The organism is Ferrovibrio sp. (assembly GCF_041906005.1).
Taxonomy (GTDB): Bacteria; Pseudomonadota; Alphaproteobacteria; order Ferrovibrionales; family Ferrovibrionaceae; genus Ferrovibrio.
Map to the genome: position 1 here is coordinate 3235720 of NZ_JAYRJY010000001.1, position 26657 is coordinate 3262376.

26 protein-coding genes and 1 tRNA gene are annotated in these 26657 nt (G+C 64.1%); 16 read left to right on the plus strand and 11 right to left on the minus strand.

Going from position 1 to position 26657, the window contains the following annotated elements; all coding sequences use genetic code 11:
* Positions 1-33: 33 nt before the first annotated feature.
* Positions 34-684, minus strand: a complete 651-nt coding sequence (locus tag ACE3OO_RS15905) for a glutathione S-transferase family protein (protein WP_374304416.1) — start codon at positions 682-684, stop codon at positions 34-36.
* A gap of 119 nt (positions 685-803) precedes the next feature.
* On the opposite strand from ACE3OO_RS15905, the gene ACE3OO_RS15910 reads away from it, so the two are divergent.
* On the plus strand, positions 804-1292 hold the full coding sequence (locus ACE3OO_RS15910) for a DUF421 domain-containing protein (protein WP_374304417.1): 489 nt from the start codon (positions 804-806) through the stop codon (positions 1290-1292).
* 10 nt (positions 1293-1302) lie between these two features.
* Here ACE3OO_RS15910 and ACE3OO_RS15915 read toward each other — a convergent pair whose 3' ends face one another.
* From ACE3OO_RS15915 to ACE3OO_RS15925, 3 genes are all read right to left on the minus strand, one after another.
* Positions 1303-2178 carry an SDR family NAD(P)-dependent oxidoreductase gene (locus ACE3OO_RS15915; protein ID WP_374304418.1) on the minus strand — a complete coding sequence of 292 codons (876 nt, stop codon included), beginning with the start codon at positions 2176-2178 and terminating at the stop codon, positions 1303-1305.
* Positions 2179-2217: 39 nt separating this feature from the next.
* The gene (locus ACE3OO_RS15920) at positions 2218-2667 is read right to left on the minus strand and encodes a MarR family winged helix-turn-helix transcriptional regulator (RefSeq protein WP_374304419.1); all 450 of its coding nucleotides are present in this window, start codon (positions 2665-2667) and stop codon (positions 2218-2220) included.
* Between the two features lie 209 nt (positions 2668-2876).
* Positions 2877-3302 carry an SRPBCC family protein gene (locus ACE3OO_RS15925; RefSeq protein WP_374304420.1) on the minus strand — a complete coding sequence of 142 codons (426 nt, stop codon included), beginning with the start codon at positions 3300-3302 and terminating at the stop codon, positions 2877-2879.
* A gap of 322 nt (positions 3303-3624) precedes the next feature.
* On the opposite strand from ACE3OO_RS15925, the gene mnmA reads away from it, so the two are divergent.
* Together mnmA and ACE3OO_RS15935 are read left to right on the plus strand one after the other, a co-directional pair.
* Positions 3625-4794 carry a tRNA 2-thiouridine(34) synthase MnmA gene (gene mnmA, locus ACE3OO_RS15930; protein WP_374304421.1) on the plus strand — a complete coding sequence of 390 codons (1170 nt, stop codon included), beginning with the start codon at positions 3625-3627 and terminating at the stop codon, positions 4792-4794.
* A gap of 71 nt (positions 4795-4865) precedes the next feature.
* Positions 4866-4941: transfer RNA gene (locus ACE3OO_RS15935), tRNA-Met, on the plus strand.
* 30 nt (positions 4942-4971) lie between these two features.
* Here the strand turns inward: ACE3OO_RS15935 and ACE3OO_RS15940 are convergent.
* The gene (locus ACE3OO_RS15940; protein ID WP_374304422.1) at positions 4972-5310 is read right to left on the minus strand and encodes a DUF1491 family protein; all 339 of its coding nucleotides are present in this window, start codon (positions 5308-5310) and stop codon (positions 4972-4974) included.
* An 80-nt stretch (positions 5311-5390) separates the two neighbouring features.
* On the opposite strand from ACE3OO_RS15940, the gene ACE3OO_RS15945 reads away from it, so the two are divergent.
* Positions 5391-6071, plus strand: a complete 681-nt coding sequence (locus ACE3OO_RS15945) for a GntR family transcriptional regulator (protein ID WP_374304423.1) — start codon at positions 5391-5393, stop codon at positions 6069-6071.
* On the opposite strand, the gene ACE3OO_RS15950 is transcribed toward ACE3OO_RS15945, so the two are convergent.
* Positions 6055-6999, minus strand: a complete 945-nt coding sequence (locus ACE3OO_RS15950; protein WP_374304424.1) for a DMT family transporter — start codon at positions 6997-6999, stop codon at positions 6055-6057. The genes ACE3OO_RS15945 and ACE3OO_RS15950 overlap by 17 nt on opposite strands.
* A gap of 140 nt (positions 7000-7139) precedes the next feature.
* Here ACE3OO_RS15950 and msrA point away from each other — a divergent pair, with 140 nt between their 5' ends.
* From msrA to ACE3OO_RS15970, 4 genes are all read left to right on the plus strand, one after another.
* Complete coding sequence (gene msrA / locus ACE3OO_RS15955) at positions 7140-7802, plus strand: peptide-methionine (S)-S-oxide reductase MsrA (RefSeq protein WP_374304425.1); 663 nt, start codon at positions 7140-7142, stop codon at positions 7800-7802.
* A 40-nt stretch (positions 7803-7842) separates the two neighbouring features.
* On the plus strand, positions 7843-8304 hold the full coding sequence (locus ACE3OO_RS15960; RefSeq protein ID WP_374304426.1) for an Lrp/AsnC family transcriptional regulator: 462 nt from the start codon (positions 7843-7845) through the stop codon (positions 8302-8304).
* A complete protein-coding gene (locus ACE3OO_RS15965; protein ID WP_374304427.1) occupies positions 8301-8912 on the plus strand; it encodes a LysE family translocator in 612 nt (203 codons plus the stop codon). The genes ACE3OO_RS15960 and ACE3OO_RS15965 overlap by 4 nt, the downstream gene beginning before the upstream one ends.
* An 85-nt stretch (positions 8913-8997) precedes the next feature.
* Positions 8998-10587, plus strand: a complete 1590-nt coding sequence (locus ACE3OO_RS15970; RefSeq protein ID WP_374304428.1) for an ABC transporter substrate-binding protein — start codon at positions 8998-9000, stop codon at positions 10585-10587.
* Positions 10588-10645: 58 nt separating this feature from the next.
* Here the strand turns inward: ACE3OO_RS15970 and ACE3OO_RS15975 are convergent, their stop codons facing one another.
* Complete coding sequence (locus ACE3OO_RS15975; RefSeq protein WP_374304429.1) at positions 10646-11416, minus strand: NAD kinase; 771 nt, start codon at positions 11414-11416, stop codon at positions 10646-10648.
* 131 nt (positions 11417-11547) lie between these two features.
* Here ACE3OO_RS15975 and ACE3OO_RS15980 point away from each other — a divergent pair, with 131 nt between their 5' ends.
* Positions 11548-13116, plus strand: a complete 1569-nt coding sequence (locus tag ACE3OO_RS15980) for an ABC transporter substrate-binding protein (protein WP_374304430.1) — start codon at positions 11548-11550, stop codon at positions 13114-13116.
* Between the two features lie 15 nt (positions 13117-13131).
* On the opposite strand, the gene moaA is transcribed toward ACE3OO_RS15980, so the two are convergent.
* From moaA to ACE3OO_RS15995, 3 genes are all read right to left on the minus strand, one after another.
* Positions 13132-14124: a GTP 3',8-cyclase MoaA gene (gene moaA, locus ACE3OO_RS15985; protein WP_374304431.1), complete on the minus strand. Its 993-nt coding sequence runs from the start codon at positions 14122-14124 to the stop codon at positions 13132-13134.
* 117 nt (positions 14125-14241) lie between these two features.
* Entirely contained in the window at positions 14242-16923 is a 2682-nt protein-coding gene (locus ACE3OO_RS15990) for a GNAT family N-acetyltransferase (protein ID WP_374304432.1), read from the minus strand.
* A 9-nt stretch (positions 16924-16932) separates the two neighbouring features.
* Complete coding sequence (locus ACE3OO_RS15995; RefSeq protein ID WP_374304433.1) at positions 16933-18429, minus strand: lipopolysaccharide biosynthesis protein; 1497 nt, start codon at positions 18427-18429, stop codon at positions 16933-16935.
* 95 nt (positions 18430-18524) lie between these two features.
* Between ACE3OO_RS15995 and ACE3OO_RS16000 the strand changes: the two genes are divergently transcribed.
* From ACE3OO_RS16000 to ACE3OO_RS16030, 7 genes are all read left to right on the plus strand, one after another.
* On the plus strand, positions 18525-20225 hold the full coding sequence (locus ACE3OO_RS16000; RefSeq protein WP_374304434.1) for a tetratricopeptide repeat protein: 1701 nt from the start codon (positions 18525-18527) through the stop codon (positions 20223-20225).
* Complete coding sequence (locus ACE3OO_RS16005; RefSeq protein ID WP_374304435.1) at positions 20212-21705, plus strand: tetratricopeptide repeat protein; 1494 nt, start codon at positions 20212-20214, stop codon at positions 21703-21705. Before ACE3OO_RS16000 ends, ACE3OO_RS16005 begins: the two co-directional genes overlap by 14 nt.
* Before the next feature lie 183 nt (positions 21706-21888).
* Positions 21889-22722 carry a flagellin gene (locus ACE3OO_RS16010; protein ID WP_374304436.1) on the plus strand — a complete coding sequence of 278 codons (834 nt, stop codon included), beginning with the start codon at positions 21889-21891 and terminating at the stop codon, positions 22720-22722.
* A gap of 156 nt (positions 22723-22878) precedes the next feature.
* Positions 22879-23301 (plus strand): flagellar biosynthesis repressor FlbT, encoded by a 423-nt coding sequence (locus tag ACE3OO_RS16015; RefSeq protein WP_374304437.1) that lies wholly within the window; start codon positions 22879-22881, stop codon positions 23299-23301.
* Complete coding sequence (gene flaF, locus ACE3OO_RS16020) at positions 23258-23620, plus strand: flagellar biosynthesis regulator FlaF (RefSeq protein ID WP_374304438.1); 363 nt, start codon at positions 23258-23260, stop codon at positions 23618-23620. Before ACE3OO_RS16015 ends, flaF begins: the two co-directional genes overlap by 44 nt.
* 38 nt (positions 23621-23658) lie before the next feature.
* A complete protein-coding gene (locus ACE3OO_RS16025; protein ID WP_374304439.1) occupies positions 23659-25884 on the plus strand; it encodes a tetratricopeptide repeat protein in 2226 nt (741 codons plus the stop codon).
* A gap of 141 nt (positions 25885-26025) precedes the next feature.
* Positions 26026-26244: a hypothetical protein gene (locus ACE3OO_RS16030; RefSeq protein WP_374304440.1), complete on the plus strand. Its 219-nt coding sequence runs from the start codon at positions 26026-26028 to the stop codon at positions 26242-26244.
* Between the two features lie 80 nt (positions 26245-26324).
* Here ACE3OO_RS16030 and ACE3OO_RS16035 read toward each other — a convergent pair whose 3' ends face one another.
* Positions 26325-26507: a hypothetical protein gene (locus ACE3OO_RS16035; RefSeq protein ID WP_374304441.1), complete on the minus strand. Its 183-nt coding sequence runs from the start codon at positions 26505-26507 to the stop codon at positions 26325-26327.
* Positions 26508-26657: the final 150 nt, after the last annotated feature.

The window sequence follows — 26657 nt, forward strand, 5'->3', positions numbered from 1 at the left end:
CGGTGCCGTCTTATGCTGTCGCGCCGTTTCGACTCATGCAACGCCCAAACTGCCATGCGCGATAAATGCATCGCGCGCCGTGAGTTTGTCGCAATAGGCGCGCATGGCGGGGAAATCGGGCCGCGTGAAGCCGGCGTCTTCCACAGGCGTCATCATCCAGCGATGCACACCCAGGCCAACGGGGATGTCGGCCAGGGTGAATTCGTGCGCCGCGATATGTCCGCCCGTCTTCTGCAACTGATTGTCGATGATGGCGAGCATCGCCGCCCAGTTTTTCAGCGAGGCGGCGATCTGTGCCGGATCGTCATACCCCGGCGCCTTGCGGGCCAGGGCCATGAAGGCATAGCGCCAGGCGGTGTTGAAGTCGGTGGCCTGCCAGTCGATCCATTGTTCCACGCGGGCACGTTCGCGGGCATGCTCGGCATCGGCGCGCGGCAGCAGGTCGAAGCGCTCATGCTTCGTCGCCAGATAGCGCAGGATGGTGTTGGATTCCCACAGCACGAAATCGCCATCAATGACGACCGGCACCAGGCGGTTGGGATTGAGCGCGGCGAAGGCCGGATCGTCGGTGGAGCGGAAGCCCGCGCCCCAGTCCTCGCGCGTATACGGCACGTCCATCTCGGCGCAGGCCCACAGAACCTTGCGCACGTTGATCGAGGAAACCTTGCCCAGAATCTTCAGCATGGCGGCATCTTCAGCATGGCGGCAGACTAGGCCGCCGCGCGCGCCGTGCAAGCACCGAATTGTCGCCTGACATTGCCGGGCATGCGGAACCATCGTCGCGCACCGGCGTTGTGCAGCCCATGACTGAAGCCCTCGACTTGCTGCTGGTGGCCGGCCGCACCGCGCTGATCTATGGCGTGGTGCTGATGCTGCTGCGCCTGATCGGCCGGCGCCAGATCGGCCAGACCACGCCGTCCGATCTCGTCGTGCTGCTGCTGGTGAGCGAAGCCGTGCAGAATGCCATGCTGGGCGGCGACGAGACGCTGGCCGGCGGCCTGGTGTCGATGGCGACGCTGCTGCTGATCGGCTGGGTGATCGAGCATCTCACGCTGCGCTTTCCGCGGCTCGAACGCTGGATCGAGGGGCGTGCCAGCGTGGTGGTGGAGCAGGGCCGCATCGACCGCAAAGCCGTGCGCGCGCAGAAGATCAGCGAGGATGACCTGATCGCCGCCCTGCGTGGTCACGGCATCGCCAGCCTGGACGAAGCCAGCATGGTGGTGATCGAGGGCAATGGCCGCGTCAGCGTGCTGAAACGGCCGCCCGATCCGCGCTTCGACCCGCGCCGCTGACGCAGACCCTTTACGCCGCCTGCTGTTCGCCCGCCTGCCGCGCCACCGCCGCGCGCACGCCCTCCAGCCGCGCCAGGGCATGGGCATTCTCCGCCGGATGCGTCAGTATCAGCGGCTCGTTCGCCTCGATGCCGGCCAGCACCCGCGCGGCGAACGCGTCACCCTCCATCGGATTCTGCATCTGCGCCGCAAAGGCCGCCTCGATGCGCGCCAGCATCTCGGGCGGCGTGCGACTGGCGCCGGCCAGAGCCGGCGGCCGGTTGCGACCAGACTCTTTAATGCGCGAGCGCACCACGCCGGGGCACACGGTGGAGACGCGGATGCGCGACTGCACGATGGCAAGCTCCTGCGCCAGGCTTTCGCTCAACCCCACCACGGCATGCTTCGACGCCGTATAGGCCGTTAGGAATGGCGGCGCGGTGAGGCCGGCCAGCGAGGCCACGTTCAGCACATGGCCGGGTGCATGCTGCCCCGCACGCTCGCGCGCCAGCATGCCCGGCAAAAAGGCGCGCAGGCCGTTCACCACACCGAACACGTTGACGCCGAACACCCAGGGCCAGTCATTGGGGTGGCTGTCCCAGATGGGCCCCAGCAGCCCGCCGACGCCGGCATTGTTGACCAGCAGGTCGACGCCGCCAAAGCGCGAGGCCACTTCGTTGGCCAAAGCCGTCATGGTGGCGGCATCGCTCACATCGGCGGTGAAGGCGGCGACATTGCCGCCCGGCTGCTGCGCGCTGAGTTCGGCGGCCGCTTCAGTCAGGGCCGGGGCTTCGATATCCACCAGGGCGATCTGCACCCCGCGCGCGAGCAGGGCTTTGGCGAGGGCAAAGCCGATCCCGCTGGCGCCGCCGGTGATGACGGCCACCTGTCCAGTTTCGATTTTCATGGTCCTGTCTTTCTGCCTGAGAGGCTGGTTATGTCGTCGTCATGGAATGTCGCCGGGCAGGGCCGCCGTGAAGCGGCCGAGCAGCTCGGAAAGGGTTGCGATCTCGTCTGAATCCCAGCGGTCGCGGAACACGTCTGCCGCCTTGCGCTTCAGCGTCTTCTCGGCTTCCTCCACGCGGGTGAGGCCGGTTTTGCTCAGCACCACATAGCCCACGCGGGCATCGCGCGGATCGGCCTCGCGCTTCACGAAGCCGGATTTCTCCAGCGGCAGGCACATGCGCGTGATGGTGGACTGGCTGGTGTGCAGGCGCTGGGCCAGGTCGACGCGGCGCAGGCGATGCAGCGGCGCATGGGCCAGCTGCATCAGCAGCAGCAGTTCATTCAGCCCCAGGCCATGCACCGAATTGAGTTCGGGGTTCAGCCGGGCATCGAGGAAGGCCTGGGCGCGGAACAGGCGCAGCAGGGCGGAAAGGGCGGTGGCGTTGCTCATGTCGCCGGATATATACCGATATGCTTCCGTATGCAAGTATATTTGAATTATTATTTGGCGGCCCGGGAATTGCCGCCATTACCCTCCACTCGTCACCCTCGGGCTTGACCCGAGGGTCCATGTCTTATTGTCGGCTCTATGTGTTCTCGAAGGAGAAGACGTGGATGCCCGGATCAAGTCCGGGCATGACGGAAGGGGAGGACGAGGGCTTAAACGGATGCAGCCAGTTTCTCCAAATCCTTCTTCACCCAGTCCTGATCGCGCTCCCATGTCGCGTCATCCATTGCCGGATGACGGAAGAGGGTGAGCACCACTTCGCAGCCGCGGCCGTTCGGTATGGCGCGCAGCGGCACGTCGATCACATGGCCTTCGGGTGTGGTCACGCGATGGTCGAGCACGCCGAATTCGTTGCGCGGGGTGAATGCGATGGTCGCCCGACCGCCGGCCTGGTCGGCCACCCAGCTGCCATCCACCTGCCGGCGCAGGGTACCCAGCCCGCTGGCCCATGACGGCCAGTTCGACGGATCGGCCAGGAAGGCGTTCACCTCCTCAAAGGGCCGGTCGATGGTCACCGCGATATGGCGGGTGGGCATGGGGGCGGGCAGGGGCATGCTTTGAGGGGAGGCGGGCGACATGGCTGTCTCCTTGCCGGAAGGGTCAGTTCGTGTTATGTTCTCATAAACCGGCCGGCCTGTCCAGCAAATTGACTTTGTGAATTGATCGCAACAGGCCGTTCAAGTGATTTCAATGGGTTAAGGCATCAAAACATGCGCAAAACGATGAAAAACGTGTCCACATCGCCGCCAGCACGCAGCAAAACCGCTGCCGCCCGGTGCAGTTCCGCCGCCATCTTTTCTTGTTCGCCGGCCAAGCGCGGCTATAGTCCGCCCGCCCTTTGCTTGCCCGGGCTGCCATCCGGCCCGGGCGCACCTATATAGGCGCACATATATAGACGTCATGACCACGCCCGCTCTTAACACTCTCGGTTTCCCGAAGGCCCCCGCGTCCACGCGCGTGGTGGTGGCCATGTCGGGCGGCGTGGATTCCTCGGTGGTCGCCGGCCTGCTGGTCCGGCAGGGCTATGAGGTCATCGGCATCACCTTGCAGCTTTACGATCACGGCGCGGCCATCTCGCGCAAGGGCGCCTGCTGCGCCGGGCAGGATATCCATGATGCGCGCAGTGTGGCCGAGCGCCTCGGCATCCCGCATTACGTGCTGGATTACGAAAGCCGCTTCCGCCAGTCGGTGATCGACGAATTCGCCGACAGTTACGTGCGCGGCGAAACGCCGATCCCCTGCATCCGCTGCAACCAGCGGGTCAAGTTCCGCGACCTGCTGCAGACCGCGCGCGACCTGGGCGCCGACTGCCTCGCCACCGGCCATTACGTGCAGCGCGTGGTGAGTGAAGACGGTCAGACGCAGCTTCTGCGCGGCGCCGATCCGCGCCGCGACCAGAGCTATTTCCTCTATGCCACCACGGCCGAGCAGCTTGAGTATTTGCGCTTCCCGCTGGGCCATATGGAAAAGCCCGAGGTGCGCAGACTGGCCGAGGAATTCGGCCTCGCGGTGGCCGACAAGCCGGACAGCCAGGATATCTGCTTCGTGCCCAACGGCGATTATGCTTCCGTTGTGACCAAGCTGCGGCCCGAGGCGGCCGAGCCGGGCGAGATCGTGGACGAGGCCGGCCGCGTGCTGGGCCGCCACGATGGCGTGATCCATTTCACCGTCGGCCAGCGCAAGGGCATCGGCGTCGCGGGGCCCGAGCCGCTTTATGTGCTGCGGCTGGATGCCGCCAAACGCCAGGTGGTGGTGGGGCCCAAGGCCGCGCTGGCGCGCAGTGTGGTATATTTGCGCGAGCTGAACTGGCTGGGCGATCCGATCCCGGAAGCGGGGCTGGATGTCAGCGTGAAGCTGCGTTCCGCCCAGCCTGCCGTGGCGGCCAGGATCTTTGCCGATCAGAACAATGCCGCGCGGCTGGAGCTGTTCGAACCCGAATATGGCATCGCGCCCGGCCAGGCCGGCGTGGTCTATGCGGGCGAACGCCTGCTGGGCGGCGGCTGGATCGCGCGCGCATCCGGAGCGGCGGCCGGTAAATCCGTGCCCGCGAAAGCCGAAATCGCGGCGTAGAAACAAGGTGTTGCGGCGCGCTTGACATCCCGGGCGAGGCCTCGTATTCCATGCGCCGCCGAAGACGGTATGGCTGGATAGCTCAGTTGGTAGAGCAAGGGACTCATAAGCCCTGGGTCGGCAGTTCAAATCTGCCTCCAGCCACCATCTTCCGCCCGATCCCCTGACAATCCGAAGCTACAGCAGCAGCCCGTCCACCAGCAGGCGGCCCTTCGCATCCTCCACCTCGATCACATAGAGGTCGGGGTCGCGCTTCACGGCCTTTTCGATCAGGGCCTCGGCGGCGGCATCCTCAAGTCTTTCGACGCCCCCCATTTTCAGCCAGCCGGCCCGGCCCTCGGCGTCGCGCGCCTGACCCAGCAGGATCGCTTCGTTGATGCCGGTACTGATCTTCAGCAGCACCGTGCCGGCATCGGGGTCGCCCTTGCGGCGGATATAGGCCGGGATGGTTTCCTGGTCGTAGCGGCGCAGGATGGCCTGCACCAGCAGCTTGGTCTTCAGGCGCGGCTCGCTCATGCCGGCAACCTGCCCATCTTCGCCGCCCCGCGCAAGGCTGCGGTAGCAGGGTAGGGGTTCGCTTGCTAGACTGGCCCGCGATGAATCAGCTCAAGCCCGAGACCGAGACGGAAGCCGCGGGGCGGCCCACCCGCGCCATCACCCTGCGCCAGCGCATCGCCGATCTGATCCTGTCGGGCGCGCTGCCGCCCGGCACGCGGCTGGAGGAACAGGATCTGGCCGACCGCTTCGGCGTGTCGCGCACGCCGGTGCGCGAGGCGCTGAAGGCTCTGGTGGAAACCGGGCTGGTGGATATCCGGCCCCATCGCGGCGCCCTGGTGGCGATCCCCTCGCGCCGGCATCTGCACGACCTGTTCGAGGTGATGCGCGAGCTGGAATCGATCTGCGCCCGCTACGCCGCCCAGCGCATGACGGCAGCGGAACGCAAGACCCTGGAAGACCTGCACGAGCGCTCGCGCCTGATGGTGCGCGACGGCGAGGCCGAGGCCTATGCCGCGCTCAACGTCGACTTCCACACCGTGATCTACGAAGGCACCCACAACATGGCGCTGGTCGACAACACCGCCGCCGTGCGCCGCCGCCTGTCGCCGTTCCGCCGCGCGCAGTTCCGCCTGGTCGGCCGGCTTGCCAGTTCATTCGCCGAACATGATGCGGTGGTGAAGGCGATCCTGCAGGGCGATGCCCATGCCGCCGAACAGGCGATGATCCGCCATATCGGCGCCGCCGACGTGACGGCGGAAGAGTTCACCCGCCAGGTTTAGTTGCCGCTTCCTCGCGGGCCTTCACCCGCTCGCGGTGCAGCACATACAGGCCGCTCGCCACCACGATCACGATGCCGGCGAAAGCCAGCAGGTTGGGGATGTCGCCCCAGACCAGGAAGCCAGAGAGCAACGCCCAGATCAGGCCGGTGTAACGGAACGGCCCCACCGTGGCGAGATCGCCATGGCGGAAGGCATCCACGATCAGCAGATAGCCGCCGATCAGGAACAGCCCGGCGCCGGCCAGCAGCAGAACCTGCAGCCAGCTCACCGCCACCCAGCCTTCCCAGGCGCTCAGCGCCAGCGCGCCCAGCAGCACGAAGATGGCATTGGTCAGCGTGATCACCAGCGAGGGAATGGTGTGATCGATCCGCCGCGTGGTCAGGTCGCGCGCCACGATGAAGGCCACGGCGGCGATCGCCAGCAGGGAATAGGCGTTGAAGCCCTCGGCCTCGGGCTGCACGATCAGCAGCACGCCGAGGAAACCGGCGGCGATGGCGGTCCAGCGCCGCCAGCCCACCGGCACGCTCATGAATACGGCGGCGGCGGCCGTCATCGCCAGCGGGGTCGCCATGTTGATGGCGGTGACATTGCCGATCGGCATATGAAACAGCGCCAGCAGGTAGCACAGCGTGGCGATCACATCGATCAGGCTGCGCGCGATCACCACGCGGTCGGCGGCGCGGCGGATATGCGCCGCCTGGCCGGTCGCAACGATCAGCACAACGATCAGCGCGGCGGCCATGATGTTGCGCATGGTGATCAGCTGGCCGGTCGGCACGGATGTGCTGGCCAGCTTGATCAGCGTGTCGTTGATGATGAAAGCCGCCATCCCCAGGATCATCGAAGCCACGCCACGGCGCGTACCGTATCCGAGCAGGCGGGCGTAAAGCGGGGCGGGCAGGGCGGCAAGCGAGGCGGGGGGAGACATCAGCGCGGGATTATTCTGGTTGCTTGATCCGGCACACTAGCCCGATTGCGGGCCGGTGCAAACCTGACAGGCTGCAGGGCAGGCTTGACGCCGGCGCAGAACAGCCCCACTTCCTGTGCATCTGCCGAAAGGATTGGTCTATGTGGTTCACCGTGCCGCGTCACAAGATCGAAATGCCGCCGCGCGACAAGGCTCTGCCCGGCCGCGCCGCGGCAATGCCGGTGCCGGCCAGGCATTTCGTCAACGGCAATCCGCTGAAACCGCCATTTCCCGATGGTATGGAGCAGGCCGTGTTCGGCCTTGGCTGTTTCTGGGGCGCGGAACGCAAATTCTGGCAGGCTGGCGCGGGCATCCACACCACGGCCGTTGGCTATGCCGCGGGCTATACGCCCAATCCGACCTATGAAGAGGTGTGCAGCGGCCTGACCGGCCATAACGAAGTCGTGCTGGTGGTGTTCGATCCGAAGGTGATCAGCTATGCCGCGCTGCTGAAGATCTTCTGGGAAAGCCACGATCCCACCCAGGGCATGCGCCAGGGCAACGATGTCGGCACGCAATACCGCTCCGGGATTTACGTTTATTCCGAAGCCCAGCGCAAAACCGCCGAAGCCTCGCGCGATGCCTATCAGCTGGCGCTGAAAAAGGCCGGGCGGGGCCAGATCACCACCGAAATCCTCGCTGCACCCGATTTCTATTATGCCGAGGAGTATCACCAGCAGTATCTGGCGAAAAATCCCAATGGATATTGCGGGTTAGGCGGTACCGGGGTGGCCTGTCCGGTCGGGCTGGAGGTTGCCACATAATTTCCTGTATTTCTGATTTATGGCCGCATATATTGCGGACATGGACTCGGTGGACAGGAAAATACTCGATCATATCCAGCGGCAGGGGCGCGATTCCTATGCCGAGATCGGCGCCGCCGCCGGCCTGTCGGTCTCCGCCGTCAACGAGCGTCTGAAAAAGCTGGAGAAGCAGGGCGTGATCGCCGGCTGGGCCGCGCGGGTCGATGCCGGTGCGGCCGGCTGTCCGGTGCTGGCCTTCGTGCATGTGCTGATCGAGCGGCCCGAGCACGAGGCCGCCTTCCTCAAGCTGGTGCGCGACGAGCCCGCCATCCTGGAATGCCATCACGTCACCGGCGACTGGTCATATCTGCTGAAAGTACGGGCGGCCAGCCTGGCCGCGCTGGAGGACGTGATCGCCCGCCGCATCAAGGCGCTGCCCGGCATTCCGCGCAGCCAGACGGTGGTGGCCTTGTCCACCGCCAAGGAAACCGCCGCGCTCCCCATCGCCGCCGATATGGCATGAGTGGGGATCTCGATCTGCTGTTGCGCGGCGTGTTGCTGGGGCTGGCGGTGGCGGCACCGGTCGGCCCCATCGGCGTTTTGTGCATCCAGCGTTCCCTGCAGGGCGGCTTCTGGGCCGGCTTCAGCGGCGGCGTCGGCACGGCGGTGGCCGATGCGATCTATGCCGCGCTGGCTGCTGCCGGCTTCGCGGCCCTGGCCGGCCAGCTTGGCGCGGCCGAAACGCTCCTGCGGTTGGGCGGCGCGGCCTTCATCGCCTGGCTCGGCTGGCGCACCATCGCATCGGCACCGGCAACGGCGGCCGCCGATGCGCCGCTCAGCGGCCGGCCGTTGCGGCTGTTCGGCGTCACCTTCGCGCTCACCATCGCCAATCCCGCCACGGTATTGTCTTTCGCGGCCCTGTTCGCCGGATTGGGATTGGCGGCCGAACCGGGCCTGGGGCCAGCGGCGGCGGCGGTTGCCGGCGTTTTCGCCGGTTCGCTGCTTTGGTGGGCAATCCTGAGCGCCACGGTCGCTGCGCTGCGGCATCGTATCGGCGGCGAATCGCGGCGCTGGATCAACCGCATTGCGGGTGCGGTGCTGATCGCCTTCGCAATCGCACTCGCGCTCTAGGCAAGTCTTGTCAGGCCCGTCCTGAATCGGCAATCTGCCTCCCCATGCGGCGCTGTCCTGCGCCAGTTGAGGGGAGATACCAGTGATGATGATGCGATGGAAAATGCTGGCCGCGGCTGCGCTGCTGTCGGTCGGCACCATGACGGCCATGCCGCTTGCGCTGCAGGCCCAGGAATTGAAGATCGGCGTGTCGACCGAGCCCAGCGCGCTCGATCCACATTACCACAATCTCGGCCCGAACAACCAGATGGCCTTCACCATCTTCGACACGCTGATCCTGCAGGACGAGACGCAGAAGCTGACGCCCGGCCTGGCCGAGAGCTGGAAGGCGATCAACGACACCACCTGGGAATTCAAGCTGCGCAAGGGCGTGAAGTTCCATGACGGCTCGCCCTTCACGGCGGCCGACGTGGTGTTCTCAATGGCGCGTCCCGCCAAGGTGCCGAACAGCCCGTCGCCCTTCACGCTGTTCACCCGCAGCTTCTCGGAAGTGAAGGTGATCGACGACTTCACCATCCAGTTCATCACCAAGGCGCCGGCGCCGCTGCTGCCGACCGACGTCAGCCGCGTGGCGATCATGTCGTCGAAGGCCGCCAAGGCCGATGTCGCCGAAGGCATGACCACCGAGGCGCTGAGCAAGGGCGAGGGCCTGGTCGGCACCGGCCCCTACAAGTTCGTTGAATGGACCCGCGGTAACCGCATCGTGCTGGCGGCCAACAAGGATTACTGGGGCGACAAGCCGAAGTGGGAAAAGGTCATCTATCGCCCGATGTCGAACGATGCCGCGCGCGTGGCCGCCCTGCTGGCCGGCGACGTGGACATGATCGAGAATCCGCCGCCGGCCGACCTGAAGAAACTGCGCGAGAATCCGAATGTGAAGATCAGCCAGGCGGTGTCGAACCGTCTGATCTACATCCATCTCGACAGTTTCTCGGAACCCACCACCGTGGGCATCCCCGATGCGAACGGCAAGAATCCGCTGAAGGATGTGCGCGTGCGCAAGGCGCTGTCGATGGCGATCAACCGCGATGCCATCACCAGCCGCATCATGGAGGGCCTGGGCCAGCCGACTGGCGATTTCCTGCCCTATCCGATGTTCGGTACCCGCAAGGATGCCAAGCCGGATGCCTATAATGCCGATGCCGCCAAGAAGCTGTTGGCCGATGCCGGTTATCCGAACGGTTTCTCGATCACGCTGGGCACGCCGAACAACCGCTACATCAACGACGCGGAAGTGGCGCAGGCGGTGGCTTCGCAATGGACCCGTATCGGCGTGAAGACCAAGGTGGAGGCCACGACCGCCACCGTGTTCTTCAAGAACCGCGACTCGTTTGCCTATTCGGCTTATCTGGCCGGCTGGGGCGCGGGCACCGGCGAAATGTCGGATCCGCTGCGTTCGCTGGTTGCGACTCCGATCAAGGAAAAGGGTTTCGGCGGCACCAACAAGGGCCGTTACTCCAATCCGCAGATGGATGCGATCCTCGAACAGGCGCTCGGCACCGTCGATGCGCCGAAGCGCGAAGCCCTGCTGCAGCAGGCCTCCAAGATGGCGCTGGACGATCAGGCCCTGATCCCTCTGCATATCGAAGTGACGCCCTGGGCGACCCGCAAGGGCCTCAGCTACAAGGCGCGCGCCGATCAGTACACCTACGCCAACGGCGTCAGTCGCGACTGATCGGGCAACCGGTCCAAACGAAACGCCGCGGGAGCGATCCCGCGGCGTTTTTTTGTTTTCAGCTGAGGAATTGTTCGTTGAGGATGCGCTCTTCCAGGCCGTGGCCGGCATCGAAGAGCAGCTTGAGACTGATATCGGGCGCCTCGCGGATCTCGACCGCGATCACGTCGCGAACCTCGTTGAAATCCGCCGTGGCCGAGACAGGGCGCTTGGCGTTTTCCAGAACATCGATCTTCACCACTGCGCGCCGGCTGAGCAGGGCGCCGCGCCAGCGCCGCGGCCGGAAGGCGCTGATCGGCGTCAGGGCCAGCACGCCAGCATCCAGCGGCAGAACCGGGCCGTGGGCGGAAAGATTGTAGGCCGTGCTGCCGGCGGGAGTGGCCACCAGGGCGCCATCGCAGACCAGTTCCTCGACCCGCACCTTGCCGTCGATGGCGATGCGCAGCTTGGCGGTCTGGCGGGTCTGACGCAGCAGGGCGACTTCGTTGATCGCCAGCGCCTCATGGGTCGAGCCGTCGGCGGCCGTCGCCCGCATGCGCAACGGGTGCACCACGGTTGCGATGGCGCTGGCCAGGCGGGCCGGCAGGTCGTCCTCGCTGTATTCGTTCATCAGGAAGCCGACCGTGCCCTGGTTCATGCCGTAGATGGGCACATGGGTCGACATATGCTGATGCAGGGTTTGCAGCATGAAGCCATCGCCGCCCAGAGCCACCACAACATCGGCCTGCTCGGGCGCCACATCGCCATAGCGGGCGACCAGTCGGTCGCGCGCCACCTCGGCGGCGTCGCCACGGGCCGCAACGAAGGCGATATTCCTGAAGGCGTTCATGCGCGCAGTATAGCGGGGCCCTTCGGCCGCGCCAGTCCCGGCGCCGTTCCGCCATCCATCCCGCCCGGCCTTGTCAGGCTTGGCGCGAGGAGTCAATCTTCCTGCCCTGTTCAGCATGAAAGGTGATGATCATGGCGTCGGTGATGCGGGCTGCGGTATTGGCGATTTCCCTCGGGCTGTTGCCCCTGGCGGCCGGTGCGCAGGAATTGAAGATTGGCCTTTCCACCGAACCCAGCTCGCTGGATCCCGATTATCACAACATCACCCCGAACAATCAGATCGCCTATTCGATCTTCAATACCCTCATCCAGCAGGACGAGACGCAGAAGCTGACCCCCAGCCTGGCCGAGAGCTGGCGCAATCTCAACGACACCACCTGGGAATTCAAGCTGCGCAAGGGCGTGAAGTTCCATGACGGCAGCCCGTTCACCGCGGCCGACGTGGTGTTCTCGCTGGCGCGACCGGCCAAGGTGCCAAACAGCCCGTCGCCGTTCACGCTGTTCACCCGCTCGGTCTCCGAGGTGAAGGTGATCGACGACCACACGGTGCAATTCATCACCCAGGCTCCGACGCCGCTGCTACCCAACGACCTCAGCCGCGTGGCGATCATGTCGTCGAAAGCCGCCAAGGCCGATATAGCCGAGGGAATCACCACTGAAGCGCTCAATCGCGGCGAGGGACTGATCGGCACTGGTCCGTATAAATTCGTCGAATGGACCCGTGGCAATCGTCTGGTGCTGGCGGCCAATCCCGATTACTGGGGCGGCAAGCCGAAATGGGAGCGTGTGATCTATCGCCCGATGTCGAACGATGCCGCCCGCGTGGCCGCCCTGCTGGCCGGCGATGTGGACATGATCGAGAATCCGCCACCGGCCGACATCAAGAAGCTGCGTGGCAATCCGAATGTGAAGATCAGCGAGGTTCTGTCGAACCGCCTGATCTATCTGGCGCTGGATGTGGGTGAACCCACGGCTGGCATTCCCGATACTGACGGCAAGAATCCGCTGAAGGACCTGCGTGTGCGCAAGGCGCTGTCGCTGGCGATCAACCGCGAGGCGATCACCAGCCGCATCGTCGAGGGTCTGGCCAAACCGGCCGGCGATCTGTTGCCCTATCCGATGTTCGGCACGCGGCGTGAGGCATTGCCCGACCCCTATAACCCCGACGCGGCCAAGAAGCTGCTGGCCGAGGCCGGTTATCCGAACGGCTTCAGCATCACCATCGGCTCGCCCAACAATCGCTACATCAACGATTCCGATGTGGCGCAGGCGGTGGCCTCGCAATGGACCCGTGTGGGCGTGAAGTCGAAGGTGGAAGCCGTGCCCAGCACGGTGTTCTTCAAGAACCGTGATGCCTTCAGCTATTCCGCCGCCCTGGTCGGCTGGGCGGCCGGTACTGGCGAGATGTCGAATCCGCTACGGTCGCTGGTTGCCACCGTCAATCGCGAGAAGGGCTTCGGCACGGCCAACAAGAGCCGTTATTCGAACCCGGCACTGGACGTCCTGATTGAGGAAGCCCTGCGCACGGTGAACAACGATGCGCGCCAGACCCTGCTGCAGCGCGGCTCGCAGATGGCGCTGGAAGACCAGGCCATCGTGCCGTTGCATTTCGAGATCACGTCGTGGGCCCTGCGCAAGGGTTTCAGCTACAAGGCGCGGGCCGATCAGTACACGCTGGCGATCGGAGTCGTCGCCGAGTGATGCGGGCGTCGGGGCTCAGCCGCCGGTCACGCTCATGTGGCGTGGCACGGCGGCGGGCGCCTTGCGCCGGTCGATGACGAAATCGTGGCCCTTGGGTTTGCGCGCAATCGCCTCGCGGATGGCATCTTCCAGCAGGACATTGCTTTCCGAGGCCCGCAGTGGCGCGCGCAGATCGGCGGCATCGTTCTGCCCCAGGCACATGTAGAGCGTGCCGGTGCAGGTGAGCCGCACGCGATTGCAGCTTTCGCAGAAATTGTGGGTCAGCGGCGTGATGAAGCCGAGCCGGCGGCCGGTTTCGCGCACGGTGTAATAACGTGCCGGGCCGCCGGTACGGTAATCGGTTTCATCCAGAGTCCATTTGCGCTGGATGCTCGCGCGCGCCATCGAGAGCGGCAGGTATTGGTCCATCCGCGCGGCCTCGCCGATTTCACCCATCGGCATCACTTCGATCAGCACGAGATCGAAGCCCTCGCGGCCGCACCAGGCGATCAGATCGTCGAATTCGGTGTCGTTGACACCGCGCAGGGCAACCGCATTGATCTTCACCGCCAGTCCGGCGGCCTTGGCGGCCTGCAATCCGGCCATCACCTGATCCAGCCGGCCCCAGCGGGTCAGCTCGGTGAACTTGGCGGCATCCAGGGTATCCAGCGAGACGTTGATGCGCCGCACGCCGGCCCGATAGAGGTCGGCGGCATATTTCTCCAACTGGCTGCCGTTGGTGGTTAGCGTCAGTTCATCAAGCCCGCCAGTCTTCAGATGCCGGCCCAGGCTGTCGATCAGGGTCATGATGCCGCGACGGACCAGAGGCTCGCCGCCAGTCAGGCGCAGCTTGCGCACGCCCATGCCGATGAAGGCCGAGCAGAGCCGGTCGAGTTCCTCCAGGCTGAGCAGGTCGGCCTTTGGCAAAAAGGTCATGTCTTCCGCCATGCAATAGACACAGCGGAAGTCGCAGCGATCGGTGACCGAGACGCGCAGATAGGAAACTGTACGGCCGAACGGGTCGAGCATGGACATGACCGGGGGCGAAAGGCCCTCCCTTCGGCCGTTAAGATAGAGAGGGGGGGCTGCCGGGACAAGCCCGGCCCCGCTTTTGCCGGTCAAATCCCCCCGGCGGCTTGATCCGCATCAGGGTTGTAAAGGCAGAATGACCTCGACCACATCGGAAGCGCTGCGGCCACTGGGCCGGAAGCCGAGTTCGGTGGCCAGGGTGCGCATGGCCTGATTCTCGCGCAGGATATCGCCGACGATCTCGCGGGTTCCGCGTTGGCGGCAATATACAATGATCTTGCGCATCAGGTGTTCGCCGAGGCCCTGGCCCTTCATGTCGCTGCGCACCAGCACGGCGAATTCGGCGCGCTGGTTGTCGGGGTCGGTGATGGCGCGAACCACGCCAAGGGTTTCATGCTGTCCGCTTTCGACAAGGCGCACGGCGATAAAGGCCATTTCACGCTCGTAATCGATCTGGGTGAAACGGGCCATTTCACTGTGCGGCAGGCTGCGCATCGGTGAGAAAAAGCGCAGCCGGTAATCCTCGGCCGAGACATTGTTGACGAAATCGACATGGGCCGGTTCGTCTTCCGGCCGGATCGGCCGCAGCAGAACCTTCTCGCCGCTGCGCAGCTCGACGATCTCTTCCAGGCCGCTGGGATAAGGGCGGATCGCCAGCCGGTCATGGCCGACCACCGGACTGCGGCGAACCACGATGCGGGCGTCCAGCGCCACCATGCCCTGATCGTCGGCATAGAGCGGATTGATGTCGAGTTCGGCGATCTCGGCATGATCGGAGATCAGCTGCGACACGCGGATCAGCAACGCCGACAGGGCAGAGCGGTCGACCGGCGGGAAATCACGATAGCCCGAGAGCAGGCGGCTGACCTTGGTGCGGTCGATCAGGTCGTCGGCCAGATGCATGTTCAGCGGCGGCAGGGCGATGGCGCGGTCGCCGATCACCTCGACGCCGACGCCGCCCTGGCCGAACATGATCGCCGGCCCGAAGATCGGATCGGTCAATGCGCCGACGATCAGTTCATGGGCGCGGGCGCGGCGGATCATCGGTTGCACGGTGAAACCGTCGATGCGGGCCTGCGGGCGATGCTGGCGCACACGGGCCAGCATGGCCTCGGCGGCGGTGCGCACTTCCGTCGTGCTGCTCAGGTTCAGCGCCACGCCGCCGACATCGGATTTATGCGTGATGTCGGGCGACAGGATCTTCAGTGCCACCGGCAGGCCCATCCGTTCAGCCGCCGCGGCGGCTTCATCGGGCGAAGCGGCGGCTTCGGTCGGCACGGCGGGAATGCCATAAGCGGCGAGAATGCGTTTCCCCTCGATCTCGTTCAGCATGCTGCGCTGCTCGGCCAGGGCGGTGTCGATCACCTTGCGCACGGCGGCAAGATCGGGGCGGAAATCTTCCGGCAGTTCGGCCGGTATTTCCATCAGGTTCTTCATGTTGCGCTGGTAGTCGACCATGTGCACGAAGGCGCGCACCGCGGCATCCGGCGTTTCATAAGACGCCAGGCCGGCTTCGGCGAAGACCTTGCGCGCGGCCTGCACGGCGCCGCCGCCAGACCAGCAGGTCAGCACGTTTTTCATCGTGCCGCGCGTCGCCTCCACCACGGCCTTGGCCGGTTCCAGCGACGGGACGATGGCAGTGGGAGCATGCATCACCAGCACGGCATCGACGCCGGGATCGGCCAGCACGATCTTCACGGCATCGCCATAGCGGCTGCTCGGGGCGTCGCCGATGATGTCGACCGGATTGCCATGCGACCAGGTTGCGGGCAGGGCGGCGTCGAGGGCCGCCATGGTTTCCGGGCTCAGGTCGGCCAGCGTGCCGCCGTGGCCGATCAGGGTATCGACCGCCATCACGCCGGGTCCGCCGCCATTGGTGATGATGGCCAGGCGTTCGCCCGGCATCTTGCGGCTGCGCGCCAGGGTTTCGACGGCATCGAACAATTCTTCGACGCCGTCCACGCGCAGGATACCGGCGCGGCGCAGGGCCGCCGTGTAGACGTCGTCGCCGCCAGCCAATGCGCCGGTATGCGATGCCGCGGCCTGGGCCGCGCGGGCATTGCGCCCGGATTTCACCGCCACGATGGGTTTGTTGCGCGCCGCCGAGCGCGCCGCCGACATGAACTTGCGCGCGTTCTTCACCGACTCGATATAGAGCAGGATGGCGCGGGTTTGCGGATCGCTGGCCAGGTAATCGATGATGTCGCCGAAATCGACGTCGGCGGAATCGCCCACCGAGAGGAAGTGGCTGAAACCAATGCCGTGCTGCTTGGCCCAGTCGAGCACGATGGTGCACAGCGCGCCGGATTGGCTGACGAAGGCGAGCTGGCCAGGCTGGGCATCGGTATGCGCGAAGCTGGCATTCAGGCGCAGGCCGGGAATCAGCATGCCAAGGCAGTTCGGGCCCAGGATGCGCAGCAGGTGCGGCTTGGCGGCATCCAGCATGGCCTGCTGCAGCGTGCGGCCATCGGGCAGCGTCTCGCTCGACAAGCCGGCCGTGAGCACCACGGCCGCCCGGCAGCCGATCATGCCCAGCTTCTCGATCTGCTCGGGCACGGCCTGCGGAGGCACGGCGATGACGGCGAGGTCGGGTATCGCCGGCAAAGCGCGCACGCTGGCATAGCAATGCAGGCCATGCAGGTGGCGGTATTTCGGATTGACCGGCCAGATCGCACCGGCAAAACCGCCCTTGATCAGGTTATCCAGCACCACGGTACCGACGCGGGACGAACGATCCGAGGCGCCGATGACGGCAACCGAGCGGGGGGCAAAGAGTTTGTCGAGATTACGGATGGTCATGACGCAGCACTATAGCCGATCGTTGACATGGATATGACGGCCCAGGCGAACCAGCAGGGCAAAGGCGGCCAGCAACAGAATGCCCCAGAGCCATGGGGGCATGCCACCATGAAGCAGGGTTAAAATCGTCGCAGCCACGACCAGCAGGCCGAGCAGTAGAGCGGCGGGTTCGAGTCGCTGCGGACAATGGCGCCACGCCACCACCGCCACGGTTGCCGAGGCGACGGTATTGGCAAGCAGCAGCGCACCGGCCATGCCGGTGAGTCCCGCATAGGTCGCGGCGGGATGGATGACGATGCCGAAAATGGCGAGTGCCAGCAGGGTATTGCTGACCGCCCAGCCGGTGCGGCCCGTGCGCAGCATGCCGCCGGTCAGTGGCGATCGCACCAGCATGACCAGGCGCGACAGCAACAGCAGGGCAAAGGCACCGGCCAGGCCGGGCATCGGATCGTGAGCCAGCAGGGTGAACAGCGTGGACTGGCCGGCCAGGATCAACAGGAAAATGATCGATCCCACAGCAAGCGCGATGCTGCTGATGCGTCCCAGAATGTCGCTTGCTTCGGGTCGGCGCAGGGCATGATGCACAAGGCCGCCCCAGGCCGTGTAGAAGGGATTGGCGAGGATGGCCTCGAACAGGACCGAAATGCCGCTGATGATCATGTATTGGCCGGCGGCCTCGATCGAGACCAGGGCGGCAAGCAGGAAGCGGCACAGTGTGTCGAGGCTGTAGCGCAGCGTCAGCCCCAGCATCATCGGTATCCCATAGCGCAGCATTTTGCCGGCCCGCGCCGGATCGAACCGGACAGCGATGCGCTGCCGAAGCAAAATGAGTGTGGCCATGGCAGATATGGTCTGAGCGACTGCCTGGGCAGAGAGCAGGCCAGTCAGCCCCGCCTGGTATCGGGCGATCAGAAACCAGGCGAGCAGCAAATGAACGGCCATCTGGATGGCTGCAATGATGCCCGAGAGCCAGACATGGCGCGCCGCGCGCAATTCGGTCAGCAGTATGGTCTGGGCCGATCCGGTCAGCAGCAGCGGGATGAACAGCCAGGCATGCGGCAGGGTCTCGCTGTCGAATACGCGCATGACGGCGGAATGCGAGAACAGAACCGCGAATAACGCGCCGATCGCCAGGCTGGCGCCGGCTGCCAGCAGAAGGCCGGTGCCAAGCAGCCGGGGCCGTTGTTCCGGAGTCAGGTGGGCGTAATAATACAGGTAGGCGAATTTGAGGCCGAGCAGGCTGACGGTTAGGCCCTGGAGCAGGGCCGCCTCGACCAGGCTATAGAGTCCGATCTCGGCCGCCGTCAGATGGGCCGTGATCAGGGGCAGGACCAGCAGGTTGCCAAGCTGAAGCAGGCCGAGCGAAAACAGGTAGCCGGTGAAATCCCGCCGCAGGGCGATGGTGAAATCCCTCACGCCGGCCAGATGTTCCGGCGCGTCTGTCGATGCCTGCCGCGGCGGGGCCGCATTGGCCGGGCCGGGCAGGGGGATTGGAAACTGCGACACAGGTTTGCTCTCCGGCCGACCCTGGACAACGTCTTGTTTCCCGCCAGGGCCTTTCGACTCCGTTAACGCTCATGGCATAACAGTCCAAGGTTAACATGCAGCCGGATTCCTACGCCGAAAAAATCGCCCAAGCCCTGAAGGCGGCCAAGACGCTCTATCGCGTGGGCCGTATCGACGACGCGCGCCGGGCCTGTGCGCTGATCCTGCAGCTTGAACCCTGGCATCCCGAGGCGACGCAGCGGCTGGCATTGATCGCGCGGCAGCAGGGGCGGATGGACGAAGCCGTAGGCCTGCTGTCGGAATTGATTTCAAGGCATCCGAATAATATCGCGGCGATCCGAACATTGTCGGCCATATGGCGCGAGGCCGGTCAGCCCGAACGCAGCGAGGCGCTGCTCGACGGGGTGATGCCGGCGTTGCCTGAAGATGCCGCCCTGCTGGCGGATAAGGCGCAATGCCGAATCGATCGCCAGGATGTGGCCGGTGCAATTCCGCTGCTGCAACGCGCCGTTGCGCTGGCGCCGGATTACGCCGATGCCCATACCCTGCTGGGCGTGGCGCTGCGCCGCAATGGCGACAAGGCGGCCGCGACGATTGCTTTCGGCGCAGCACTCGCCCTCAATCCGCAGGATGCCAATGCGCTCAACGGTCTGGGTAACGATTGCCTGGAGAAGGAGCGCTTCGCCGAAGCGGTGGCGTATTACCGGCGCGCGATTGCCGCGCGGCCGAAATTCCTCAAGGCGCACAAGAATCTGGCCTACACCCTCAATCTCGACAATGACATTGACGGTGCCAGAGCGGCGTTTGCCCGACTGCTCGAACTGGCGCCCGATTTCCATGAAGGGCATATGGATTACGGCCTGTTCCTGCTTTCGCTCGGCGATTACGTCGAGGGCTGGCGGGAATACGAGCATCGCTGGTCTTTCGCCGGCTTCACCGAACCGGATTGGGGCGGCGGGCTGCCGCGCTGGGACGGCGCGCCGCTGGCCGGGCGGCGCCTGCTGCTATGGGGCGAGCAGGGCGTCGGCGATCATGTTTTATATGGCACCATGCTGCCGGATGCGGCGCAACGGGCCAATGGCCGTGTCACCCTGATGGTCGAGGCCCGGCTGGTGCCACTCTTCGCGCGGTCGCTGGCGGATGCAGGCGTTGCGGTGGTGGCGCGGGGCGAAAAGGTTGAGGCGGATGTGCAATGCCCGCTTGGCAGTCTTGGGGCCTGGTTGCGTCATGCGCCGCAGGAATGCGGGAGCGGCCACTATCTCAAGGCCGACGGCCATTGCGTGGAAGAAATCCGCCAGCGCTACCGCGCGCAATGGCCGACGGCGAAGCAGTGCATTGGCCTGTCCTGGCGCAGTGCCAACTGGCATGTCGGCGATTACAAAAGCCTCGATCTTGAATCGCTGCTGCCGGTATTGCGCAAACCAGGCATCGCCTGGGTTTCCTTGCAATATGGCCGCGTGCAGGCCGAGATCGAGGCTTTTGCCCGGCGGCACGGCATCGAAGTGTATCAGGATCCGGAGATCGACCCCACCAACGATCTGGATGGGCTGGCCGCACAGATCGCGGCTCTGGATGGCGTGGCGAGCATCAGCAACTCGACGGTCCATTTCGCCGGTGCGCTGGGCAAGCCATGCTGGGTCATGCTGTCGGCCGGCCGTGGCCGGATGTGGTATTGGCCACGCGAAGGAGAGCGTACGCCATGGTACGACAGTATCAGGCTGCTGCGGCAGGCGCGGCCGGGAGACTGGTCGGGCGTGATGGATCGCTTGAGCGAGGCGCTGGATGCCGCCTTCTGATCAACTGAATACGGATCTGGTCAGGCAGTTGTTGCGCGACGGCGTGACGGCTCATCAGGCCGGTGATCTTGCCGCCGCGGAACGGTCGTACCGTGCCGTACTGGCGCATCATGCCGGGCAGGCTGATGCCCTGCACCTGCTGGGTGTGATCTGCGATCAGCGCGGCGAGCATGAAACGGCGGTCGATCTGATCCAGCGGGCCATTCTTCAATCGCCGCAGGCAGCCGAATTCCATGGCAACCTTGGCACGGCTTTGCTGGCGCTGAACCGCATCGAGGCCGCCGAAGGCGCCTATCGCCGCGCGATCAGTCTCGATCCGGATTATGTCGAGGGTCATTACAATCTGGGCAATCTGTTGCGTGGGGCCGGGGATGCCGCCGCTGCGCGCGAGCAGTTTGAGAAAGCCCTCGCATTGCAGCCGGGTCATGTCCTGTGCCGCAATAACCTTGCCATGTTGTTGTGGGAGGATCTTGGCGAGCAGGCAGCTGCCGAACAGCATTTCAGGCTGCTATTGGCCCTGGCGCCGGACTGGCCTGCCGCGCATATGAACCATGGCCTGTTCCGGCTGGCGAATGGCGCTTATGCGGAAGGCTGGGCCGAGTATGAATGGCGTTGGCGCAATCCGGAATTCAAGGAACGCGACTGGTCGATGGGACTGCCGCGCTGGAGCGGCGAGCCGCTCGATGGCAAGGGCTTGCTGCTATGGGGCGAGCAGGGCGTCGGCGACCAGATTCTCTACGGCACGATGTTGCGGGATGCGCAACGTCGCAGCGACGCCCATGTCTTTGTCGCGGTCGATCGCCGCCTTGTCGATCTGTATCGGCGCTCGCTGGCAGAAGAGGGCGTGACCGTGGTTGCGCGAGGCGAGGCGGTGGATGCTGTCGCGCAATGTCCGTTCGGCAGTCTGGGTGGCATTCTGCGGCTTGGCCGTACAGATTTCGCCGGCGATGGCAAATACCTGCAGGCTGATCCGCAATTGCGGCAGTCCTTGCGTGAACGCTATAGCGGTCTGGCTGGCGGTCGTCGTCTGGTCGGTATCGCCTGGCGCAGCGCCAATGCCGATATCGGGCAGCATAAGAGTATCTCTCTCGATGCGTTGATGCCGATCCTGCGGCGACCGGACATCTTCTGGATCAATCTGCAATACGGTGATGTCGCCGCCGAGATCGCCATGCTGCAGCAGGCCGGTATCGCGATCCATCGCGATACCGCCATAGACGGCCTACGCGATATGGATGCGTTCGCCGCGCAGGTATCCGCACTGGATGCGGTGGTGACGGTGAGCAGCACGACGGTGCATGTGGCGGGCGCACTGGGGGTGCCGACCCATCTGCTGCTGGCGTCCGGCCGGGGGCGGCTGTGGTATTGGCCGGCGCGCGGCGAGGGGAATCCGTGGTATCGCAGTATACGGATCATTCGGCAGGAAAAGCCGGGCGACTGGGCCAGCGTGCTGCAAAGTCTTGCAGTTGCAATGGCATAGCCGGGTTTCGGGTCGATAGAGATCTGGCAGCCTTATCAAGCGGTTACCCAGGAAATCGACACATTTTCGTGTTGACTTTTCCTGTTGACACCGGGTTTGCGGATCATGTAGTTTCCCGACCATAGCTCTCAAAAGAGGGCTTATATGGGCATATGCCCTTGACCCTAGAATAGGAGTTACCCCATGCCGAATTCCGTAAATACCAACGTTGGCGCCCTCGTTGCCCTGTCGTCTCTGCGCGGCATCAACAACGAGCTCGACAAGACGTCCAAGCGTGTCCAGACCGGCTACAAGGTTGCCGATGCGTCTGACGACGCCGCCGTTTTCGCGGTGGCCCAGGGCATCCGCGGCAACATCAAGGCTTATGCCTCTGTGCAGTCCTCGCTGGCTGCCGGTGAAGGCCTCGGTCAGGTGACCGCCGCCGCTCTGACCGGCATCTCGAACCTGTTCGGTGACCTGAAGGCGAAGTTCGCCAATCTGGCCGACGGCTCGCTGACCTCCGAGCAGCGCACGGTGTACTCGAACGACGCCAAGCAGCTGGTCAGCCAGATCACCAACTACATCAGCCAGGCCACCTACAACGGCAAGAACCTGCTGAACAACGCCACCGGGGGCACCCTGGTGACCTTCGTGGCCGACGTGTCGGGCACCACGCTCACCCTGTCGACCGGCAGCGGCCTGTCGGCTTCGGCCACCTCGATCCTGACCTCGGCGATCACCGCCTACACCAGCGCTGGTCTGTACAGCGCGGCCATCACGAACATTTCCGTGTTCGAGGGCATCGTCAACTCGATGTCGGCGGAAATCGCCGCCCAGTCGCGTTCGATCAAGCTGCAGAAGGGCTTCGTGGACGATCTGGTCGACGCGACCAAGAAGGGCCTTGGCGCCCTGGTCGACGCCGACGTGGCCTCGGAAAGCGCGACCCTGCAGTCCCTGCAGGTCCGTCAGCAGCTGAACATCCAGGCGCTGTCGATCGCCAACCAGCAGCCGAACACCCTGCTCAGCCTGTTCCGTTAATCGGCAGTCTGATCCGTTATCCCGGAAAGGGGGCCGCAAGGCCCCCTTTTCTTTTTCGGTTTTATACAAAACCTTGGGATTCCTTGACGCGGCGGCATAACAGGGCTAGCCCTGTTCCAGTCCGAAGCAATCAGGGAGGAAGGGCAGCCCCCTTCCGTGCGCGTGCCGCTCATCATCACACTCAAGGCCGGCGAGAAATTCATCCTCAACCGCGCCGTTCTCAGCCTGTCGAAATCGGCCAGCATCATCATCGAGAACAAAGCCTCGTTTCTCCGCGAGAAACACATCATGAGGCCCGAGGACATCGATACGATTGCCAAGGAAATCTACTATTTCTGCCAGCTCACTTATCTTTGGGACGATAAATTCGACGAATATTACCCAAAGATCACGCAGCTCTGTTTGGAGTTCGTTAAGGCTGCTCCGAGTACCAATGCTCTGATAGCCAGCATTGGCGCCGCCTTGGCTCAGCGCGATTATTTCCGTCTGCTGAAATTGGCGCGGCGCCTGATCGAAGTTGAGAGGAGACTGCTCGATGGCGGGAAAGAATCCGTATCTGACGGCGCAAAACGCTCTTGAGACCCCGCGCCAGCTTGAATACCGGCTGTTCTCCTCGGTCACCCGGGCGCTGATAGACGTGCGCCCGCTGATGAACAGCGGGCATCCGTCCGATGTGGCCAAGATCGCTTCGGCGATCGGCTGGAACCGCGACGTCTGGAATCACCTGATGCCTGAAGTGCTGGACGAGGCGAATACGCTGAGCAAGGACGTCAAGGTTTCGCTGATTAATATCTGCATTTTCGTGAATAAGCAGACCGACAAGATCACGACCGGGGAGTCCAAGGACCTCGAGGCCCTGATCGAGATCAACCGCAACATCATGGACGGTCTGAAATAAGCGAACGGTGCGGCGGGTGTCCCTGAAGGGCGCATGCCATGGACATGCATTGGCATAAGGCGCTGCAACTCGCCGTTCGTTTGCATCAAGCCGGAAAGCTGGAAGACGCCTGCCAGCTTTATCGCGTTGTCCTGCAGCAGCAGCCCGAAAATGACGATGCCCTGCATCTTCTGGGCATGGCGCTTGAACAATTGGGGCGCCCGCAGGAGGGGCTGCCTTTTGTTGAAAAGGCGATTGCGCTCGATCCGGGCATCGTGGCCTACCGCAATAGCCTGGGCAACATACACAAAGCCCTGGAAGACGCCGACAAAGCCCTTGCCGCCTATCAGCAGGCCCTGCAGATCGATGTAGGCAATGCCGATGCGCATAACAATCTCGGACTGCTTGCTCAGGGCCGCAAGGACTGGGCCGCTGCCCGCGATCATTTCAACGCAGCCCTGACGGCAAATCCGGCTTTCACCGAGGCGGCGTTCAACCTGGCAGTCACTGACTGGCATGCCGGAGACAGGGAAAAAGCAGTCGCGGCTTTCACGGATCTGACGCTCCGAAATCCTGATCTTGTGCGCAAGCTGTTCATCCTCGCGCGTTCCGAACTGGAACTGCGGCATGCCGATGCCTTGCAGCAGCTCGCGGCATTCCTCGAGGGCAAGGGGCTGGCCGCTTTTGAAACACAATATCTGCAGGGCGGCATTGCCGAGTTGCAGAAAGATCTGGAAACGGCCACGCAGAAATATCGCATCGCGATCGCGATCAAGCCGGATTTCCCCGATGCCCTGCGGGCCCTTGGGCGCGTTCTCATCGATACTTCGGACGAGGCCACGGCCGTCCCATTGCTGGAGCGGGCTTATGAACTGAAGCCGGATGAACCGCAGACCGTTGCGCTGCTGGCCACGGCCTATTCTGGCAGCCACAAGGAGCAGCGGGCCGCTGAGTTGCTGGAAAAGACGCTGGCCAGACAACCAAACAAGGTGGTGCTGCTGGTTTCTTATGCCCAGGTGCTGGGCAAGCTGAACCGTCTGGATGAGGCCTGCGCCATCTATGAGCGCGCCCTGACGCTTTCGCCGGATGATACGGTTACAGCGCAGATCTGCGGCAATCTTGCCGGCGTCGAACTGCGTCGCGATCGCGTGGAGGTCGCGGAAGCCGCTTGCCTGCGGGCCCTTGAACTGAATCCCGACAGCCGCCTCGCTGCCGGTAACCTCGCCAATGTTCGTGACGTGCAAACGCGTTACGAGGAAGCCGAGCGGCTGAATCTCGATCTGCTTGCCCGGAATCCCGAGGATGCCGAAGCGCATAACAATCTGGGCCTGATGCTGCTCAAGCTTGGTCGTTATGCCGAGGCCTGGCCGCATTTCGCATGGCGCTTCAAGAGCAGCGGCTGGACCTCGCCGGATACCAGCCGCGGCCTGCCATCCTGGGATGGCAATTTCCCGCCGCCAGGCCGGCTGCTGATCTGGCAGGAGCAGGGCATCGGCGACGAAATCCTGTTCTCCAGTCTTCTGCCGGAACTGCGTGATCGTGGCGCCGATGCCGTGGTTGGGACCGACCGGCGGCTGGTGCCGCTGTTCAGGCGATCGTTTCCGGGCGTCGAGTTCCGGGCCAACAATGAACCGCTGGATGTCGCCGAACTCAATCTAGCCTGCCAGCGGCCGTTCGGCGATCTGGGGGCCATTCTGCGTTCGGATCCAGGAAGCCTTGAGCATCATCCGTGTCGTTACCTGAAGGCCGATCCAGAACGCCGGGCTGTGTTTCGTCAGCGGTATGCCTCGGAGCGCGACCTGCTGGTCGGCATTTCATGGAACAGCAACAACCTGCGCACGGGCAGCAGCAAGTCTGTGGCGCTGGACGACATGTTGCCGCTGCTGCACGAGCCCAATGCCGCTTTTATATCCCTGCAATACGGGAAAGCGGCGGCCGAGGCGGAGGTGTTCTCGCGGCAGGGCAATGTTCCGTTGCGGCATGATGCGGAAGTCGATCCCCTCAAGGATATCGATGCCCAGGCGGCTCAGATCGCGGCCCTGGATATGGTCGTCACGGTCAGCACCGCAGCGGCGCATCTGGCGGGGGCGCTGGGTCTGCCGGTGCTTTTGCTGATGCCGGGAACGCGTGGTCAGCTCTGGTATTGGGGGACGGAAGGGGAAAGCACGCCCTGGTATCCCACCGTGCGGATATGCCGGGCCACCCCGGGTGAAAGTGTCGGCACGCTGATGAACCGTGCCCTGAGGATGTTCAGGGAGATGCGATCCCAATTGGCGCATGGCTGAAGCACATCGCGCCGGATGGATTCTGTGATAGTATTCTCACCGGAGTTTTCCATTCCGCCGTGCTGTTTACTTTCGCTAAACCAAAGCATGCGAAATAAAGGGCGGACAGAAACCGATTCGCAACACGAAGGGGGCTAGCCCATGGCGATGACGGAAGAAGAGCAGAGCAAGGTCACGCGGGAATCGTTCGTGGCCACCTGGGAAGCCTTGGTCAATGGCGGCATCAGCCGCGAGATCGTGGCGGCGATTGCCATGAGCATGGCGCTGGCCGAACTGACCTCGCTGTTCGGCAAGGCGGTCACGGCCCATGGCCTGGAAAAGCTGCCGGAAACGATCCGCTCGGGCGCTTTCGACAAATAACGGCCAGCCTATCAAACGCAAAAAAGCCGACCTATAGGGTCGGCTTTTTTTGTGCCTTGCGCGTCGGGTCAGACGCGGTGTCAGACGCTGATATCGACCTGCTTGCCGGTGCCGGCAGCGGTCGGCGCCGATGCGGGGGCGGTGATCTGCTTGATATTCTCCAGGCTGGCCGAAACCGCGCTGAGCACGGCAAGCTGCTGGTCGCGGGCGACCTTCAGCCCGACGAAATACAGTTCCTGCTTGATACCCGATAGTTCGGCCATATCTGCCTCGGCGAAAAGTTAACTCGAATTTACCCTATCGGCCGCCTGGGGAAAAGCCTGATTGCGCCAGTACTTGCTCAAATGCTTGGCGGCAGCCGCCGGACCGGGTAATTTGGTTTCATATGTAACCAAAAAATCTCCCGGGAGGGA